This window comes from Pantoea sp. SGAir0418 (assembly GCF_043529865.1).
This window is the reverse complement of record NZ_CP027911.1, coordinates 2,375,906-2,390,374: the sequence shown is the minus strand read 5'-3', so window position 1 is coordinate 2,390,374 and position 14,469 is coordinate 2,375,906. Positions and strand designations below refer to the sequence as shown.

The 14,469-nt window shown below is 59.0% G+C and carries 18 protein-coding genes; 9 read left to right on the top strand and 9 right to left on the bottom strand.

Annotated features, from left to right (window positions below):
* Positions 1 to 132: 132 nt before the first annotated feature.
* Positions 133 to 339 carry a DUF2767 family protein gene (locus C1N84_RS11065; protein ID WP_058769647.1) on the top strand — a complete coding sequence of 69 codons (207 nt, stop codon included), beginning with the start codon at positions 133 to 135 and terminating at the stop codon, positions 337 to 339.
* A 24-nt stretch (positions 340 to 363) separates the two neighbouring features.
* Here C1N84_RS11065 and C1N84_RS11060 read toward each other — a convergent pair whose 3' ends face one another.
* The gene (locus C1N84_RS11060; RefSeq protein ID WP_264441368.1) at positions 364 to 912 is read right to left on the bottom strand and encodes a hypothetical protein; all 549 of its coding nucleotides are present in this window, start codon (positions 910 to 912) and stop codon (positions 364 to 366) included.
* A 61-nt stretch (positions 913 to 973) separates the two neighbouring features.
* Positions 974 to 1,303: a hypothetical protein gene (locus C1N84_RS11055; RefSeq protein WP_264441367.1), complete on the bottom strand. Its 330-nt coding sequence runs from the start codon at positions 1,301 to 1,303 to the stop codon at positions 974 to 976.
* A 203-nt stretch (positions 1,304 to 1,506) separates the two neighbouring features.
* On the opposite strand from C1N84_RS11055, the gene C1N84_RS11050 reads away from it, so the two are divergent.
* Complete coding sequence (locus C1N84_RS11050; RefSeq protein ID WP_031279245.1) at positions 1,507 to 1,686, top strand: hypothetical protein; 180 nt, start codon at positions 1,507 to 1,509, stop codon at positions 1,684 to 1,686.
* A gap of 18 nt (positions 1,687 to 1,704) precedes the next feature.
* Here the strand turns inward: C1N84_RS11050 and C1N84_RS11045 are convergent, their stop codons facing one another.
* Entirely contained in the window at positions 1,705 to 2,061 is a 357-nt protein-coding gene (locus C1N84_RS11045; protein WP_010617204.1) for a DUF4186 domain-containing protein, read from the bottom strand.
* A gap of 218 nt (positions 2,062 to 2,279) precedes the next feature.
* Between C1N84_RS11045 and C1N84_RS11040 the strand changes: the two genes are divergently transcribed.
* Both C1N84_RS11040 and C1N84_RS11035 read left to right on the top strand, forming a co-directional pair.
* Entirely contained in the window at positions 2,280 to 2,663 is a 384-nt protein-coding gene (locus C1N84_RS11040) for a hypothetical protein (RefSeq protein WP_021506362.1), read from the top strand.
* Positions 2,664 to 2,684: 21 nt separating this feature from the next.
* Positions 2,685 to 3,098, top strand: a complete 414-nt coding sequence (locus tag C1N84_RS11035) for a GNAT family N-acetyltransferase (RefSeq protein ID WP_058757613.1) — start codon at positions 2,685 to 2,687, stop codon at positions 3,096 to 3,098.
* Here the strand turns inward: C1N84_RS11035 and C1N84_RS11030 are convergent, their stop codons facing one another.
* Both C1N84_RS11030 and ldcA read right to left on the bottom strand, forming a co-directional pair.
* Positions 3,099 to 3,761 (bottom strand): MBL fold metallo-hydrolase, encoded by a 663-nt coding sequence (locus C1N84_RS11030; RefSeq protein ID WP_021506360.1) that lies wholly within the window; start codon positions 3,759 to 3,761, stop codon positions 3,099 to 3,101.
* 23 nt (positions 3,762 to 3,784) lie between these two features.
* On the bottom strand, positions 3,785 to 4,708 hold the full coding sequence (ldcA, locus tag C1N84_RS11025) for a muramoyltetrapeptide carboxypeptidase (protein ID WP_394541627.1): 924 nt from the start codon (positions 4,706 to 4,708) through the stop codon (positions 3,785 to 3,787).
* A 181-nt stretch (positions 4,709 to 4,889) separates the two neighbouring features.
* Here ldcA and emtA point away from each other — a divergent pair, with 181 nt between their 5' ends.
* Entirely contained in the window at positions 4,890 to 5,501 is a 612-nt protein-coding gene (gene emtA / locus C1N84_RS11020) for a membrane-bound lytic murein transglycosylase EmtA (protein WP_021506358.1), read from the top strand.
* A 15-nt stretch (positions 5,502 to 5,516) separates the two neighbouring features.
* Here the strand turns inward: emtA and C1N84_RS11015 are convergent, their stop codons facing one another.
* Both C1N84_RS11015 and C1N84_RS11010 read right to left on the bottom strand, forming a co-directional pair.
* The gene (locus C1N84_RS11015) at positions 5,517 to 6,644 is read right to left on the bottom strand and encodes a mechanosensitive ion channel family protein (RefSeq protein ID WP_264441361.1); all 1,128 of its coding nucleotides are present in this window, start codon (positions 6,642 to 6,644) and stop codon (positions 5,517 to 5,519) included.
* A gap of 89 nt (positions 6,645 to 6,733) precedes the next feature.
* Positions 6,734 to 7,468, bottom strand: a complete 735-nt coding sequence (locus C1N84_RS11010; protein ID WP_058757616.1) for a flagellar brake protein — start codon at positions 7,466 to 7,468, stop codon at positions 6,734 to 6,736.
* A 184-nt stretch (positions 7,469 to 7,652) separates the two neighbouring features.
* On the opposite strand from C1N84_RS11010, the gene C1N84_RS11005 reads away from it, so the two are divergent.
* Entirely contained in the window at positions 7,653 to 7,901 is a 249-nt protein-coding gene (locus C1N84_RS11005; RefSeq protein ID WP_021506355.1) for a GlsB/YeaQ/YmgE family stress response membrane protein, read from the top strand.
* Positions 7,902 to 7,963: 62 nt separating this feature from the next.
* On the opposite strand, the gene C1N84_RS11000 is transcribed toward C1N84_RS11005, so the two are convergent.
* Together C1N84_RS11000 and treA are read right to left on the bottom strand one after the other, a co-directional pair.
* Positions 7,964 to 10,060, bottom strand: a complete 2,097-nt coding sequence (locus C1N84_RS11000) for a TonB-dependent siderophore receptor (RefSeq protein ID WP_394541626.1) — start codon at positions 10,058 to 10,060, stop codon at positions 7,964 to 7,966.
* Positions 10,061 to 10,304: 244 nt separating this feature from the next.
* On the bottom strand, positions 10,305 to 11,981 hold the full coding sequence (gene treA / locus C1N84_RS10995; RefSeq protein ID WP_211725093.1) for an alpha,alpha-trehalase TreA: 1,677 nt from the start codon (positions 11,979 to 11,981) through the stop codon (positions 10,305 to 10,307).
* A gap of 206 nt (positions 11,982 to 12,187) precedes the next feature.
* Here treA and ghrA point away from each other — a divergent pair, with 206 nt between their 5' ends.
* From ghrA to C1N84_RS10980, 3 genes are read left to right on the top strand one after another with little or no spacing between them, the layout of a single operon-like run.
* Entirely contained in the window at positions 12,188 to 13,126 is a 939-nt protein-coding gene (gene ghrA / locus C1N84_RS10990) for a glyoxylate/hydroxypyruvate reductase GhrA (protein ID WP_141495544.1), read from the top strand.
* A 19-nt stretch (positions 13,127 to 13,145) separates the two neighbouring features.
* Positions 13,146 to 13,883: a phosphatase gene (locus C1N84_RS10985; RefSeq protein ID WP_021506351.1), complete on the top strand. Its 738-nt coding sequence runs from the start codon at positions 13,146 to 13,148 to the stop codon at positions 13,881 to 13,883.
* A gap of 27 nt (positions 13,884 to 13,910) precedes the next feature.
* A complete protein-coding gene (locus C1N84_RS10980) occupies positions 13,911 to 14,468 on the top strand; it encodes a TorD/DmsD family molecular chaperone (protein WP_021506350.1) in 558 nt (185 codons plus the stop codon).
* Position 14,469 lies beyond the last annotated feature (1 nt).

Genomic DNA, 14,469 nt, shown 5'->3' with positions numbered 1-14,469 from the left:
GTGCAGACCAGCAACCTGGTGGCTTTTCAGGATGTAACAGTGGTTTGCAGGAATCGGCATTGCTGTCCATACCTGGTAAGGACCACGTTAAGCTGCACCAACCTCACGCAGCGCCCACTGAACGGAGGAGAAATGAAACGCGATATCCTGAATGAAGACGATTACGATGAAGTTTGCCGGGTGATTGGTGATGCGGTGATTGTCCTTTCTGAGTGCGGCCATGAAACCAGACGGGAGGAGATTGCCCGTTTGCTGCAGCGTACGCGCCACCATCGCGCCCACGACGAACGCGATGAACAGCGTATGCTCGAGCACGCGATTCGTCTGGTACGGCCGTAAGCGCAGGGCGTCACGCGGACGCCCTCACTGCTGGTTGCGATACGCCGGGTACCAGCTCACCAGGAAGTGGCGCAGGTGATCAAAACACCATTCGGCATCGTCCGCCTGCTGGCAGTAATAGCGAATGGTGACCTTCTCATAGCGGCGATGGCGCTGCTGCAGCGGCGACCAGCTCCAGTCCAGCACCGCGCGCGCATAGTTGACCAGCGCGTCGCGTGGCATGCTGTGCTGCTGCTCCTGGCGGCGCAGATACATCTCAAAGAACTGATCGAGGCTCTGTGTCTCTTCGCTGCTACTGTCCAGCGTGGGGCGGAACGCCACGTCGAGAAAGCCGCACACGCCATCTGCGCGCTGCTGCCAGTCACAGGCCAGCGTCATAAACAGGCCATCCTGCAGATTGACCTCTTCCAGCAGACGACGCAAATTTTCAGAATGTTTACCGGCGGCGATCTCATCAATGCGATCGGTTTCCAGCGTCAGGTCAAAACCGCACGGGTTGACCGAGCCATCCGCGTCTCGGGTGGCCGGAAAGGGGAAATCGATATAACCGTTATTGTCCAGACTCTTTTCCATAATGCAGGTCCGCAGCATGACAAACGCTGACAATAAACCATCTGCGCGCGCCACGCACGGCTTATGGACACGTCCAGGTAATCATGGTGTTACGCGCCGGGTTGATCAGGCGGAACTGCTTGTCGTTCAGCCGCTGTGCATAAAAGCCTTCCGGCGTCACGGCAGAAGGGACATAGCGGAAACGGTCGGTGGAGTGCAGTGCGCCGCTGCTCAGCGTTACGCCATCGCGCGCCACCGAAAACGAATTCACCAAATCGAAAATGCGCCCTTCGGTGTGGCCCAGCGACTGACCATAGAGCGTTGCGACCTCGCCGGGGCAATCGACGCCTTTCGGCGTGGAGCTGCAGCCAGCCAGCAGGATAAGTGTGAGTAGAAAACTGAGTCTTAACATGGTCCTGTTCCTGGTGCATTCCCTGATTTATGCTGGCCTGACGATGCGCGCCACTGATCCGATCATAGCATGTCTGACGCCACTGCCCATTTGCCATTTGTTTAATCGTTAAGCGGTAAGCATGTAAAGGGGTGACTTTGCTAGCAGATAAACGTTATTCTTGCCAGCGTTGCGCACCAGGTAAGCAAAACAAGGGTAAATCCATGAGAGAAGAAGAAGCCAGTTTAATGATTCTTCAGCACGCGATTGATAAGTTAGACGCCGACAAAAAACAGCAGGTGATGAACTGCGTGACGGCGATCCATGAAGTTATGCAGCGTTTCGATCCAGACGATGCCGGACTGGCGCTGATGCTGGTGGCCGCGCAGGTCGCGGCAGAGTAGCTCCATCCCATCCCGGTCTTAACCATTTATTTCACCCACCAGCCAGCGGTGAATCACCCGCACCATATATTGCTGCTGCTCTGCCGTTAACGGCTGATGCGCAGCAATGCCATGCCATTTTGCCAGACAGCCGCGGCAGCAGGTTGCCGTGGCGTGCTGGGCGATAAATACCGGATGGCCGCGCATTGGCGTCTGTTTGCCATCATTCTTTGGTTCGGCTGCGGCCAGTCTTTGCTGGATAAAATCGGCCGCGTGTTGGTCGATCACCGCCGGGCCTTTCTCAATACAGTACTGCCGCTCTTTCGCGCCTAAATGGAAGCGGCGGCGAAACGGCGATTGCGCCAGCCGCGCGAATAATGCCTGTTCATCTCGCATAACATCCTCCTGACGCGATCTTAGCGCATTTTACTTAACTCGTTACAAAGATATCCCGATCGCATAAAACCTCACAAAATCAGTGATGTGGAGGCGTTCTTCCTGCCCGCGCTGGCTGACCCGCGGTCGCAGATTACCGCACCGGCGGCGGTTGTATGTTACCCTCTGGCCAATTAAATTCCTGTAAAATCATGATCTAACCTCAGTGGAGACCCCCCATGAAGGCGATAACCCTTGCCGCGCTCCTGATGGCCTGCCAGATTGCCCCCGCGAGGAGCGAAAGCGAATTCCAGATCACCTGCCCGGGCCGCCCCACCATGACGGTATCGCGTGCCGCTTACGGGCTTAGCACGCTGATGTGGCCAACCCGGCATTTCCAGATTGCCGCCGGGCAGCAGCGCACGCGTCTGCAGGACGGTGATAAGGTCGCCATCACCCGTTTCCGCAATGGCGATCAGCTGATCGTGAATAAAAACAGCGGCGAAACCTTTTTCGTCTACGCCGACAGCGATAAGCTGTTGCCCTGCAACCGCACGGAAAAACGCGATGCTGATATTCTGTCGCTGGAGCGCTACGACGACCGCCAGCACCCCTCTTCATAATGCCGCCACAAGGAGCCGACCATGCAATTAAGCGTTACGGATAGCGTCACGCATCAGGATCTGGATGAAATGCGCCTCGGCCTGAACGCCTTCAACAGCCGCTTTATTGACATCAATGAGATGAAAGCCATCGGTGTGTTCATTAAAGACGGCGCCGGGAAAAAGCTGGCGGGGCTGACGGGCTCAACCTATGGCAACTGGTTACGCATTGATATGCTGTGGGTCAGCGATGGGTTACGCGGGCAGGGCGCCGGCAGCCAGCTGATTCAGGCTGCCGAACAGGAAGCCCGCGCACGCGGCTGCCGTTACGCGCAGGTGGATACCGCCAGCTTTCAGGCGCGGCCGTTTTATGAAAAGCTTGGCTATACGCTACGTTTTAGCCTTGATCACTATCCGCGCGAACATCAGCGTCACTATCTGAGCAAGACGCTGTAATCACAGCAGTGGCTGCTGGCGCAGATCCAGCGGCGACTGTTCCGCTTCATCAATCGCGGCCAGCCAGCTCTGTAAATCGACCTTCGCCCAGGAGAGATGTCCGCGCGTGGTGCTCATCAGCACTACATCCGGACGCAGCGAGCGGTACAGCTCCAGCGACTGCTGCAGCTCCGCAGGATTACTGTCCGGCACCAGCACGCTGATCCAGCGATGGTAATCCCGCGTCAGGGTGTCGCCGACAAACAGGTAGGTCTGGCCGAGCGGTGAATGGTACAGGTAGCTGCAGCTGCCCGGCGTATGGCCCGGCGTGGGCAGCAGGTGAAAGTCGCCAAAGTGCACGTCCTGATGCGTGAAGGTTTCGTCCGGCTCAATCACCAGGCTCACCGGGCCGAGCGATCGGCTGTGGCAATACAGCGCACTATTGAAGCGCTGCTGAATGGCCCGTGCGCCCGGCGCGGCTTCGTGCCAGTGGGTAAAATAGTGGCGAATCACGCCGCCCGCGTCCGCGAGCACTTCATGATCCAGCAGCTGCTCAACGCGACCAATCAACAGGTTGCCGCGCGGATGGCGCAGCATAAACCCGTGCATCATTAAATCATTTGCCGTCTCTTCGGCGGGAAATTCCGGCGTGGAGATCCACAAGTCTTCGTACAGCGGCTTCAATAGCGGTCTCCTGCGGCAACACGTCAGCGCAACGTCGGATGGCCGGTAAAGGCTAACCGCGCGGCGCCCTGGTCAATCTCAAGCGTGGCGCTGGCGCCGAGCGGCAGCGTCACGGTATCGGCATCATGGCCAAACGGCAGATCGCTGATTACCGCAATCTGGTACTCGTCACGCAACCGCTGCCACACCGTGGCGAAATCAAAGCCGTTGTCGTAATCGGACAGGGTGGTGCTGGTGAAGCTGCCGGTGACAATGGCGCGCTGGCGCGCCAGAATACCGCTCTGCTGCAGCTGAATCAGCATACGCTCAATGCGGAACGGATGCTCATTCACATCCTCGATCACCAGAATGCCGTCTTCAATCTGCGGCAGCCACGGCGTGCCAATCAGGGAGCAGATCATCGCCAGATTGCCACCCCACAGCGTGCCCTGCCAGCGGCCGCGATCCGGACTGGCGCTGTGCCACGCCAGATTGACTGTAGGAGATGTTAGCGCCAGCCAAAAGTGGCTGACGGTAAATTCAGATAAAGCCTCCGCGCCAAAATTGCCGGCCAGCATCGGTCCGCTGAAGGTGATCAGCCCGGTTTGCGCCAGCAGCGCCAGCTGAATAGCGGTGAAATCACTGTGGCCGCATAGCGCGACAGGCTGATTAAGCAGGCGATGCTGCAGCGCCACATAGTCGAGGTGATCGAGCAGGCGTGAGGCACCATAGCCGCCGCGCACCGCCAGTACGATATCCGGCAGCGACGCCAGCGACGCCAGCGCATTCACATCCTGCAGGCGCTGCGCGTCATCGCCGGCAAAACGCTGCCAGCGGCGCGTAATGGCTTCCGGGTTTTGCAACTGATGGCCTTCCGCCTGCAGGCGCTCCACCGCGCGGCGGGCGGCATCCTGATTGTGGCAATAACCGGAAGGGGCGATGAGGCGTATTGAACGAGGGGCGAGCATAACTTCCATCCTGCTGTCTGTTGGCCTGCCGATGATGACGAAATGCGTTACCGAAGTCACGGTAGCACAAGGTTTTTTACGTATTTAGGATAAACGGTAATTTTACCTTTTACCGTCATGGTTATGATAGCTTGCGCCAATCCTATAGCGGAACCAAAAATCAGTGAAAATCCGACTACTTATGCTGTCTGCTTTGCTGCTGGCTGGCTGTGCCAGCGAGCCGGAAAAACCGGTGACGCCGGAGAAGAATACGCCATTAACCCAGGCGCCGCCGTCGAAAGTGAATGATGCATGGTCACTGTTTACCGAAGATGCCGCCAGTCATTATGGCGTTGATGAGAAGCTGATCAGCGCCATTATTAGTGTCGAATCCGGGGGCAACCCAACCGTGGTAAGCCGTTCTAACGCGGTCGGGCTGATGCAGATCAAAGCCGCCACCGCCGGACGCGAGGTGTATCGCGCACAGGGACGCCACGGCCAGCCGAGTAACTCCGAACTGCGCGACCCGGCGAAAAATATTGATATCGGCGCGGCCTATATCCGGATTCTGCAGGATTCCGCGCTGGCGGGCATTCGCGATCCGCTGACGCTGCGCTATGCCACCATTGTTTCCTATGCCAACGGTGCCGGCGCGCTGCTACGTACCTTCTCGCGCGACCGCGATCGCGCCATTGCAATGATCAACGCCATGACGCCGGATGAGTTCTACCAGCACGTGCAGAACAAGCATCCGGCTGCCCAGGCGCCGCGCTACCTGTGGAAAGTCACCACCGCCTATCGCACCATCGGCTAATGCCGCTGGCGGGGCTCAGTGCTGTGCGCGCTCTGCCGCGCCCTCATTTGAGGCATCGCTGAGGTTAATGCGCGGCAGCACGCCGCCGGTGAACTCCACGCGGCGCATCGGGAAGGCGAAACGAATCTGTTTCTGCTCCAGCTGCGCCATCAGTTGCAGGTTAATCTCCTGCTGAATGTCCATGTATTTGTTGTAATCGGCGCTCAGCACGAAATAGACCACCTCAAACGTCAGCTGCGATTCGTCAAACGACAGGAAATGGGCGCGATCGAAACGCGTGTCCGGCACGCCTTCAATGATGCGTTGCACCATGCCGCCAATCTGCCGCACTTTCTCCGCCGGCGTGCCGTAATTAATCCCGAACTTAAACACGATGCGCCGCTGCTGCATGCGTTTGTAGTTGTGGATGGTTTGCTGCAGCAGAATAGTGTTGGAGCAGACAATCTGTTCGCCGCCGAGACTGCGCAGCCGGGTGGTTTTCAGGCCAATGTGCTCAATGGAGCCGGCGATGTCGCCGAACACAATAAAGTCGCCGTGCTCAAAGGGCTTATCGAAGCCAATCGCCAGCGAAGCAAATACATCGCTCAGTACCGTCTGAATCGCCAGCGCGATGGCGATACCGCCGACGCCGAGGCTGGCCACCAGCGCGGTGATATTGATCCCCATATTGGAGAGGATCGCCAGCAGCATCATCACCCACACCACGACGCGTAGCAGAATGCCAAGGATCACCGTGGTGACCGGATTGCGCACGTGCAGCGGATCGCGCAGCAACGAGTGCAGCCACAGGCGAATGCCGCCGTCAATCCACAGCGTGAGCTGCAGAATCAGCGCCAGGAACCAGCCGTGGGCGATGGCGACGCTCCAGCTGTCCGGCAGGTCGACAAATTTCAGCGCGATCAGCAGCGAGAAGATCAGCAGCAGCAGCTGACTGGTGCTGCGCAGAATCTCCACCAGAATGCCGGTGAAGCGCACGTGGCGCTGTTCGCTGTAGTGGGCGATACGGTTAGAGACAAAGCGAATAACGGTGCGCAGCAGCCAGTAAACAATCAGCGTGCCGAACACAATGATGGCGCTATTAATCCAGAAGTTTTGATTGAGAAAGATAAGTTGCAAACGATGGGCAGAAAGCCAGTTTTCCATTGGGGAGAATCTCCTTGCTGGGAGCCGGTGAAAAGAATGTGCAAGGAGAAAGCATAGACTACGCTGGCGCCGCGCGGGACGCCGGCGGTTTACTGGAAGCGATTGGCCTTGTCGCGCGCCAGCCGTTCCAGCGCAAAAATCACCTGCTGAAGCTGACGCTCCTGCACCGGTTCGATGGCGGTAAAACGGAAGCTGAGTCGCGGCGTGATGCGGGTTTCGTTCTTGCTGGTCACGGTGCTGCGCTCGCCGATGTGCAGCAGCTGTGCGGTCACTTCGAACTGGCCATATTCGCCCAGCTCAACGCGCAGCTTTTTGAAGGTATCGCCACGGTTAAGACCTTCCGGCAGTGCCTCATCCAGCAACACGCCGACGCCGCCGAGCGACAGATCCTGCAGGCGAAAGCGCGCTGTGCTGCCGTCCGGCCACTGGCTGTGGCAGTAAAATACCGGTTCGAGCGGCGCGTTGACGCGAAAGAATTCCCGGCGCTGAATCTGCCACACCAGGTCGGGCAGCGCGGCGGCAAAGGCGGGCAGGCCGTCATAATCGATGCGGGTTAATCCCTGCAGCCCAAACTCCACTTTGGCACCGTGGGTTTCGGCCGCAATATTCACTTCGCCACCCTGCAGTGCCAAATCATTGTCCAGCGCGTTGCTGCCGAGATCAAAAATCACCCGATCTTCATCCGCGGCCAGCAGCCGGCTGATGAACTGACCACGGGAGAAATTGACCATCAGCAGGGTTTGATAACGCAACAAATCCTTCATCACGTTCAACACCGCCAGCGTACCGCGCTTGAGATATTGTTCTTTATCGGCGTCTTTCACGTCCTGCTCCACCTGTCCGATTGCTATTTTACGAGTGCCACTGCTCTTCGTCGGTTATCGACCGGGGCGGTAAAAGCTTTAGCCGGCGTGAACGAATTCATCATGATGTTGATGTAGCAGAGAAAAAATTCCCGGCTATACTTAGCGCGATGAACACCTTGATTCATAACGTAAGGAGCAGCAAATGGGTATTCTTTCATGGATTATTTTTGGTCTGATTGCCGGGATTATCGCTAAATGGATCATGCCAGGTAAAGATGGCGGCGGATTTATTTTGACCGTGGTACTCGGGATTGTCGGTGCGGTGGTGGGCGGCTGGATCAGTACCCTGTTCGGCTTTGGCCGGGTTGACGGCTTCAACTTTGGCAGCTTTGTGGTCGCGGTGATCGGTGCCATTGTGGTGCTGTGGATCTACCGTAAAGTCCGCAGCTGACGCCAAATCACGATTCAACAAGATCCGCAGTCCCGTCCGGGGCTGCGGATTTTTTTATGTCGTCAGAAATCGTAGCCGATTGTGGCGGTCAGCGTCCGCTCCGCGCCGCGATAGCAGTAACCGGTGCCGTAGCAGGCTGCCAGATACTTTTTATCCGTCAGATTGCGGGCATTCAGCTGCAGCCAGGCACCTTTCAGATTCGGCTGCCACGCGCCCAGATCGGCGCGCAGCGAGGCGTCAAACAGGGTCACCGACGGCAAACGGGTGGTGTTTTCGTTATCGGCCCACTGGCGGCCAATATAGCGCACCCCGGCACCCGCGCTCAGGCCGTAATCAAACTGATAATGCCCCCACAGCGACGCCATGCTATTTGGCGTGACGTACGGCGTATGGCCATCGTTGCCGTCCACGGAATCCTTAAAGCGCAGATGGTTGAGCGTATAACCGGCAATGGTGCTGAACCGTTCGGTCAGCTGGCTGCGCGCCTCCAGTTCAATGCCCTGTGCATGCACTTTGCCGGACGGGGTGTAGGTGCCGTCCTGCACGTTACGGTTGGCCACATCGTTCTGTGTCAGATCGTACAGGGCCACGCTGTAGAGATCGCGCGTGCCGTTCGGCTGGTATTTCACCCCGGCTTCATACTGTTCTGAGGTGGTCGGTTTTAGCTGATTTCCGTCGGGATCGGTCAGCGAAGCCGGGGTAATCGCCTGGCTCCAGCTGACGTACGGCGACACGCCGTTATCAAAGGCGTACAGCAGCGCGGCGCGGCCGCTGACGTGATCGTCCTGACGACGACTATTGCCATTCTCTGACACGATGCGGTCATAGCGACCAGACAAATCCAGATGCCAGCGCTGCCACGCCATCTCATCCTGCAGATAGAGGCCGCTCTGATAGTAGCGGCGCGTCTGCGCTGTCCAGAGGTAATCCGGCTGGCTGCCGATGGCCTCGCCGCTCCAGGCATTCAGCGGTGAGGCAGCACCGCTGGCGTCGCTCAAATCATTTTTGTAGCGGTGATACTCCGCGCCCAGCGTGACGCGATGCTGCAGCGCACCGCTGGCAAACTCCGCCTGCAGCTGGTTATCAGTCGCCCACGCGCTGAGCGAAGAGCGCTCACCGGAGTAGTAGCGATTGAGCAGGTCCGGATTGTCGCTGTTCCAGCCAATCTGGTACACCTGGTCGAGCGCCACGCTGGAATGGCTGTAGCTGCCGGTGCTGTGCACCGACCATACCTCATCGAAACGGTGCGAAAAGTCGTAGCCGTAAATCTGCTCATGACGTTTGAACTGATCCAGCGCGCTGTCGCCCTCATAGAAGCCGTCGTTCAGCCAGCGGCCATTGTGGCTGTACAGCGTGCCTTCCGCCGGCACCGAGCCGTGATAGCCACCTGAGGGATCTTTTTGCAGATAAGCACGCAGCAGCAGGCTGGTGTCTTCATCCGGCTGCCACAGCAGCTGGGGTGACAGCGCATATTTCTCTTCGCGCGTGTGGTCGTACTGGGTATCGCTGTTGCGCGTGATGCCGGTCAGGCGGTACGCCCATTGATCGTTAATCGCATCGGTGTAATCAAAGGCGGCGCTGTTGCTGGCATTGCTGCCGGTGGCGAAGCGTAAATGGCCCTGTGAAGCAAACTGCGGCCGCTTCGTGACCATGTTCACCAGTCCGCCCGGCACCGTCTGACCATAAAGGGCAGAAGAGGGGCCTTTAATTACGTCGATGCGGTCAAGGAACCAGTTATCCACCTGCAGGATGTTGAAGCTGCCGCCGTCGCTCATCACGCGCAGACCGTCAAGGAAGGTGTTGTCGACGTCACCGCCGTGGAAACCGCGCAGCGAAATGGTGTCGTAACGCGTGGCCGTGCCACCAAAGTTGGTGAAAACCCCCGGGGTATAGCCCAGCGCCTGGTTCATATCCTGCGCGCCCTGATCGTCAATCTGCTGACGCGTCACCACGGAAATGGACTGCGGCGTGGTGACGAGTGGACGATCGCTTTTCGTGGCGCCGCTGCGGGTGGCGAGATAGTCCGCCGTGGGCGAGGTGGCGCTCTCCTGCGGCTGTGCGGTGACCACCAGAGAGGGTTCGGCTACGCCGAGTGCCGGAAACGCCAGCGCCAGCGCGCACAGCAGCCGGCCACGGTTGAGGGGGAACAGCGCGGTCATAATGATTCCTTTGGCTGAGAACAAAAGCCGCACCACACCAGCGCGGCGGTTAACGATGAGAAAAAGAGTCATTTTAAGATTGAGAATTATTATCTTTTAGTAAGGGGTGTTTCAAGATGTAAAAGATAAGTAATGGAAAAGTGTGATGCGCAGGGGGATGCTGCAGCGCCGGGCGTGGTCATCGCCTGGCTGTGGCATCGGGCCTGAGAAGCAGGTGCGCACGGCGGCGCACCTGACGTTAGGGTTATTTCGCCGCGTTTAGCGTCGGCATTGAGGGGATGTCGCGCGTGCTGTTACAGGTTTTATCTTTCGGACAATACTTATCCAGCAGCTTCAGCGTTACGCCGTTGGTCCAGCCAAAACCGTCCTGCAGCGGATACTCGCCACCACCACCACCGCCCAGCTGGGCACCGTCGACCACATACTTCTCGACCAGCTTGTGCTCGCGATCGTAAGTCTGCTGCACATTTTGCAGGAAGCGCAGACCAATCTGCTGCGCCAGCTGGTTCTGCTTATAGTGCTCCAGACCTTCAACCGCTACCCACTGCAGCGGCGCCCAGCCGTTAGGCGCATCCCACTGCTGGCCGTTGTTTACCGTCGTGGTGACCAGCCCGCCCGGTTTCAGCAGCTGTTTTTCCACGGCGGCGGCGGTACGTTCAGCCTGTTTGTCGCCCGCCAGCTGCATATACAGCGGGAACAGCGTGGCGGCGGTGAGCTGATTGTGCACCTGCTTTTTCTGGAAATCGTAGTCGGCATACCAGCCCTGTTTGTCATCCCACAGGTAACGATTGATCGCCGCCTGGCGCTTCTCTGCATCCGCCGCAAACTGCTGCGCTTTATCATTCTGTTTTGCCAGCTTCGCGGCTTTCGCCAGCGTCTGCTCCAGGTGGAACAGCAGGCTGTTGAGGTCCACCGGGGCCAGCTGGGTGGTGCGAATCGAGGCCAGATTGTGCGCATCGGTGAACCAGCGTGAGCTGAAGTCCCAGCCCGAGGCGGCGCCCGCGCGCAGATCGCGATACACCTGTTGTTTATTGCGCTCAGGCGCTTTTTTCGCGGTGTTGACATCGTCCAGCCAGGATTCGGTGCGCGGCACGTCACGGTCATCCCAGTAGCGATTGAGCAGGGTGCCGTCGCTCAGCTTCACCACGCGCTTGCTCGCCTGGCCGGCAGCCACCTTATCGCTGTCCGCCATCCAGTAGTCATACTCTTTTTGCAGCTGTGGCAGATACTGGCGGTAGACATCATCTCCCTTGTGGCTGGCCAGCAAATCCACCATCAGGCTGAAGAACGGCGGCTGCGAGCGGCTGAGATAGTAGCTGCGGTTGCCGTTAGGGATGTGGCCGTACTTGTCCAGCTCGCTGGCGAAGTTGTCCACCATATCCTGCACCCGATCCCAGTGGCCGCTCTCTGCCAGCCCGAGCATGGTGAAGTAGCTGTCCCAGTAATAGACTTCGCGGAAACGCCCGCCTGGCACCACGTACGGTTTCGGCAGTGGCAGCAGCGAATCGTACTGGCTGGCCGTTGGCGTGCTGCGCGTCAGCACCGGCCACAGGCCATTGATGTGCGCGCGCAGGCTCTGGCCGGCGGGCGGCACGTATTTATCCTGCGCTTTGGGCAGGATGAAGTTGGTGTCCACGAAGCGCCTGAGATCGAAATTACGCTGATTTTTCTGCATCTGCCAGTCGGCGAGAATCGACGCCGGGTCATATTTGGGGACCGCATCGGCAAAGGTTTTCTGGTCCGGATAAAATCTGGCCTGCTGCACGGCACTGAATAGTGGGCCGAGTCGCACATCCGGCGGCTGCGGCTGGGCGCTGAGCATGCGGCTGTTATCCTCAGCGTGCACAGCAGACGCGCTCAGCAGCGCCGCGCTGAGCAACAGGGTAAGACGCGCAGGCGTAAACACTACATTTTTTATCATCGGTTTTTCTCCTTGTCCGAAAAGGTGGTGCGCTAACGCATTGACCACCCGAACAACTTTAGACGTTAACGCGCCGCTTAGCCTTTTGCAGCGGCGGAAATGTGAAGCCTTCGCGATTAATCGCCGGAAAATTGCGGTGCGGTGCGGGTTTTTACTTGCCCTGCGCCTCTATTTGACTGAGGCTGAAAGAAAAAAAGGAGAGCAGTATGGAGATCATCTGGTATCACCCGTCACTGAATCCGCAGCCGTGGCTGGACGGCATGCGCCAGCGTCTGCCGTCGGTGCGCATCCGCCAGTGGCAGCCGGGCGACAGTGCCCCCGCCGACTACGCCATTGTGCGATCGCCGCCGGTGGAGATGCTGGCGGGACGGGCGCTGCGTGGCGTATTCGCCATGGGGGCCGGCGTAGACGAAATTTTGCGGCAGCTGCGCACGCACCCTGAGATGCTGGCTGATGCGGTGCCGCTCTACCGGCTGGAAGACACCGGCATGGCACGCCAGATGCAGGAGTATGCGAACTGGTGCGTGCTGGGCTGGTTCCGCCGCTTCGCCGACTATCACCAGCAGCAGCGACAGGCGCTATGGCAGCCGCTGCCGGACCGTGAACGTGCTACTTTTACCATTGGCGTGCTGGGGGCCGGCGTGCTTGGCCGCAGCGTGCTGGAGAGCCTGCGCCAGTGGGGCTTTCCGCTGCGCTGCTGGAGCCGCTCGCCGAAGCAGATAGCGGGGGTCACCACCTTTCATGGCCGCGACCAGCTGGCGGATTTTCTCGCTGACAGTCAGGTATTAATTGATTTGCTGCCCGCCACGCCGGAAACCAGCAACCTGATCGATGGCGCCTTTCTCAGCGCGCTACCGCGCGGCGCCTGTTTCCTCAACCTCGCACGCGGTGCGCACGTGGTGGAGGCCGATCTGCTGGCGGCGCTGGAGAGCGGGCAGCTGGCCGCTGCGGCGCTGGACGTGTTCCAGGTGGAACCGCTGCCGGCCGCGAGTCCGCTGTGGTCTCATCCGCGTGTCATGATTACCCCGCATAATGCCGCCACCACCTTGCCGCATGAGGCGATGGACTATATCGCCGGTGCCATCACGGCACTGGAGCAGGGCCAACAGCCGCGCGGTCTGGTCGATCGCCAGCGTGGCTATTAATTCAGCAGAGGAGAAGAGGATGTATCCCGTCGATTTACATATGCACACCGTGGCCAGCACCCATGCTTACAGCACGCTGCACGATTACGTCGCGCAGGCGAAACAGAACGGCCTGAAGCTGTTCGCCATTACCGATCACGGTCCGGACATGGCCGATGCGCCGCACTACTGGCATTTTGTGAATATGCGCATCTGGCCGCGCGTGATTGACGGCGTCGGCGTGCTGCGCGGCATTGAAGCCAACATCAAAAATCAGCAGGGTGAGATTGATTGCAGCGGGCCGATGCTGGATGCGCTGGATTTGATTGTCGCCGGCTTCCATGAGCCGGTCTATGCGCCGCGCGACAAGGCCCACCACACCGAAGCGATGATCGCCACCATGGCCAGCGGACTGGTGCACATCATCAGTCATCCGGGCAACCCGAAATTCCCGGTGGATATTCGCGCCATCGCGGAAGCCGCCGCGCACTACGATGTGGCGCTGGAGATCAACAACTCGTCGTTTACCCATTCGCGTCCGGGCAGTGAACCTAACTGCCGCGCGATTGCGGAAGCGGTGCGTGACGCCGGTGGCCGGCTGGCGTTTGGCTCTGATTCGCACACCGCCTTTACGCTCGGTGATTTCGAACACTGCCTGCGTATTACGCGCGAAGTGGATTTTCCGCAGGATCGCGTGTTAAATGTCACGCCGCGTCGCCTGCTCGACTTTCTCGAACAGCGCACCGGCAAACACATTGCGGAATTTGCCGACTTTTAACTTTTTTGCCTCAAGGAATTCTGTTGCATGAATGAGTTTTCCATTCTCTGCCGCGTCATCGGCTCGCTGTTTAATCGCCAGCCGCAGGACCCGCTGCTGGTGCCGCTGTTCACCCTGCTGCGCGAAGGCAAACTGAAAGATCAGTGGCCGCTGGAGCAGGATGAACTGCTGACCCGGCTGCAGCAGAATAGCGATCCGCAGGCGCTGGCGGCGGATTACAACGCGCTGTTCGTCGGCAGCGACTGCAGCGTACCGCCGTACGCCTCACAGTGGCCGAACGGACCGCAGGAAGCCGAGGTGCGGGCGTTTTTAACCTCACGCGGTATGCCACTGAGCGAGTCGCCGGCCGATCACTTTGGCGTGCTGCTGCTGGCGGCCTCCTGGCTGGAAGATCAGTCTGCGGAAGATGAGGCGGCGGCCCAGTTGGCGCTGTTCGATGACTACCTGCTGCCGTGGTGCGGCGCCTTCCTCGGTAAAGTGGAAGCCCACGCCACCACCGCGTTTTATCGCACGCTGGCGGCGCTGAGCCGTGAGGCGATTCAGGCGATGTATGACGAACTGCGTGAAGAGGGCGACGACGCCTGAG